Genomic DNA, 2,718 nt, shown 5'->3' on the forward strand with positions numbered 1-2,718 from the left:
TTAATGTTTTGGCTGAATTAGCCTTGGTGTTTAACCATCCGTAATTTTTACTTAAATTGCTCATAATATTTATATTTTATATCATGAGCTTAACGCTCCGGTCAGTTGAAATACTTCAGCTACCGGAGGTTGAGTTCAACATCCTGTATAAATCATGGCTGTTAGTAGGTTATTGTTCCTTCAGCTCTTTGTAGATAGCCCGTCAATCCGCAGGATTGACTTATTGATGAAAATTAATTTAATAAGCCAATCCTGCGGATTGCCTCGGTAGTTAACTGAAATTTTTATAATTTTAATCAGCCACGAATTTATACAGTGGCGTTGGGTGTAATTTGGAAAATATACCAATTTTTGGTACTTTTGAGAAAATCAATAGACAGATGAGTAAAAATACATCCATATCGCTCGGGAATTATTTCGACCAATTTGTTCAGACTCAAGTATCAGCAGGTAGATACAAGAACGTCAGTGAAGTATTAAGAGCAGGGCTTCGGCTCTTAGAAAACGAAGAAAGCAAAGTTCTTGCCCTGAAAAATGCTATTCAACAAGGTGTGGATAGCGGAATTGCTCATGATTTTGACCCTAAAAAGAACCTTGAACAATTAAAGGCAAGGAAAAGAACCGATGTCTGAATATCGGCTAACTAACAAAGCAGTGGAAGACCTAAATGCGATTTGGGTTTACACGTTTGACAATTGGTCGGAAGAGCAGGCTGATAAATATTACCATGTCTTGCTTGGCTTCTGTCAAAACATAGCAGACAAGCCCGACTTAGGTAAAAACTATGAGGGAATTAGACCAGACTTGTTTGGACTGGTAGTAAACCGGCACATAATATTTTATCGTAAAATAACGACTGACCTTATCGAAATCACCAGAATTCTACACAGTCGGATGGACTTAAAAAATCGAATTACAGAATAGGAACTACACCCAACGGTTCTCAGATATATTCAGTTCTGATTTTTAATATATAAACTAAAATAATTTAACAAAATGAAAAATAGAAAACACATAAAGACATTTGAAGACAAAACATCAGAATTGAATATATCTGATGTTAGCACCCGTTTTTTAATTTTAAGCGGTGAAGGTGGTCATCAAACAGAACATCAATTCGTGATGGAATTAAATACATTGGAAGAAGCCAATGTGTATTTCGATAAACTTAAAAAAGGGGAGTTTGATGGTACTTATTTATTTATCTATGAAGCTAAAAAGTTACGTGAGGAGTAAATGGGTGCTAACACTAAATATAGGTCATTGGGCAGATAGTGCTAAATTTGAAAATGATTACATTTAAGGAAACATGTTGGGAATTAGTAGTTTGGTGCCTTGAAGTGCCCAACGCCCAATAGCTAAACGTTGGTAAGCATGGCCGAACGAAGAACTAAGAAATTTCGTACCTTTGAATATGGAATGGAGAAACCACATAATAGCGGATGAAACTGTACTACTTGGAAAGCCTACAGTAAAAGGAACTCGTGTATCTGTTGAACATATCATTGGACTCCTTGCACAAGGATGGACAGAACAACAAATTCTTGAAAATTATCCTCGGATGAATCAGGAATCACTACAAGCTGTTTTCTCTTACATCCAAGAATGCTTAAAGGACGGACTTTTATACACTAATTCTTAAATTCACCCAACTTGAAGTATCTAGCTAATGAGAATGTACCATTCTCCAGTATCACCTATCTCAAATCAAAAAGTTACGACATTAAGGCAATTGGAGTTGACGACCCTAGCATTACGGACGACCAGGTTATGCAGATTGCTATTGATGAGAACAGGACTATTATAACTTATGACAGCGATTATGGTGAATTAATATTCAAGCATGGATACAAACCGCAAGCAGGTGTCATTTTCATCAGAATTCAGCTAACTGAACCATTAGAGACAGCAAAGATTTTAGAAGAGCTCCTTACTAAACAAACTATTTCATTTGAACACACTTTGACTGTCATCGACTCCAACACGATTAGACAGAAAAAATATTAACGCAACATCTAAGCTCTAATGATGCGCGCTAAGGGCGCGGTTCATTAGAGCTTCTGTTGAACTCTGCCTCCAAACCTTCAATGTTTTTCTATGGGGATTGAATAGTTTAAGTCGGGTACAAGTAGCCTGCTCAGCTTCTTATTTTGAATTGATTTTAGTGCTAAACATGCTTGCTGGAAGGTATTTGCCTTAACTGCTTCTCTGGTAACAGGAATTGAGTAACTGATTATCTGGATTTTGGCAATATAATTCCAGCGCTCTCTTTGGAGCATTTTTTTAATCACTCGGTAGTTTACAATTTTACTTCTCATTTTCTATAGGTGGCCCTCTTTCCGGTAGTATCACTTTCATAATTATTATTTTTTCTGCCCCGCATTGGGTACAAGCCAATGGATTATAATCAAGCTTTTGTTGGCAGATTTCTATCCAACTATATTTTTGTTTCACCCAAACGGATTGCTTCAATTCTACTTTAGCAATATTGAGCTCTTTTGCTTTATTCTTTGAAGCCAAAAATCCATAATGGCGGATGCGTATAAAACCAAATGGTAAGATATGTGCCGCAAAACGTCTATCTTCTAAATCATATACCCGAAAGAAAAACCTTAACCCATAAATGGCATGCTTAAAGTAAGTGTCACTTAAATCTTTATTGCTTGCTAGTGTGTAGAGATAACTGTTTACCTCATCAGGATCAAGTTCCAGTGGCGA

General features: G+C 36.5%; 7 protein-coding genes. 5 read left to right on the forward strand and 2 right to left on the reverse strand.

Features of this window, described 5'->3' with window-relative positions; translation table 11 throughout:
- Positions 1 to 332 precede the first annotated feature (332 nt).
- From VFM92_RS15660 to VFM92_RS15680, 5 genes are all read left to right on the forward strand, one after another.
- The gene (locus VFM92_RS15660) at positions 333 to 632 is read left to right on the forward strand and encodes a type II toxin-antitoxin system ParD family antitoxin (protein ID WP_414675584.1); all 300 of its coding nucleotides are present in this window, start codon (positions 333 to 335) and stop codon (positions 630 to 632) included.
- The gene (locus VFM92_RS15665) at positions 625 to 924 is read left to right on the forward strand and encodes a type II toxin-antitoxin system RelE/ParE family toxin (RefSeq protein ID WP_325123171.1); all 300 of its coding nucleotides are present in this window, start codon (positions 625 to 627) and stop codon (positions 922 to 924) included. Before VFM92_RS15660 ends, VFM92_RS15665 begins: the two co-directional genes overlap by 8 nt.
- A 72-nt stretch (positions 925 to 996) precedes the next feature.
- Positions 997 to 1,236 carry a hypothetical protein gene (locus VFM92_RS15670; RefSeq protein ID WP_325123172.1) on the forward strand — a complete coding sequence of 80 codons (240 nt, stop codon included), beginning with the start codon at positions 997 to 999 and terminating at the stop codon, positions 1,234 to 1,236.
- 178 nt (positions 1,237 to 1,414) lie between these two features.
- The gene (locus VFM92_RS15675; RefSeq protein WP_325123173.1) at positions 1,415 to 1,642 is read left to right on the forward strand and encodes a DUF433 domain-containing protein; all 228 of its coding nucleotides are present in this window, start codon (positions 1,415 to 1,417) and stop codon (positions 1,640 to 1,642) included.
- Between the two features lie 11 nt (positions 1,643 to 1,653).
- A complete protein-coding gene (locus tag VFM92_RS15680; protein WP_325123174.1) occupies positions 1,654 to 2,007 on the forward strand; it encodes a DUF5615 family PIN-like protein in 354 nt (117 codons plus the stop codon).
- Between the two features lie 77 nt (positions 2,008 to 2,084).
- Here VFM92_RS15680 and VFM92_RS15685 read toward each other — a convergent pair whose 3' ends face one another.
- Positions 2,085 to 2,318 carry a hypothetical protein gene (locus VFM92_RS15685; RefSeq protein WP_325123175.1) on the reverse strand — a complete coding sequence of 78 codons (234 nt, stop codon included), beginning with the start codon at positions 2,316 to 2,318 and terminating at the stop codon, positions 2,085 to 2,087.
- On the reverse strand, positions 2,308 to 2,718 hold a 411-nt coding region (locus VFM92_RS15690), incomplete at its 5' end, for a transposase (protein ID WP_325123176.1). The genes VFM92_RS15690 and VFM92_RS15685, both read right to left, overlap by 11 nt.

Source organism: Marivirga sp. (assembly GCF_035704835.1).
GTDB lineage: Bacteria > Bacteroidota > Bacteroidia > Cytophagales > Cyclobacteriaceae > Marivirga.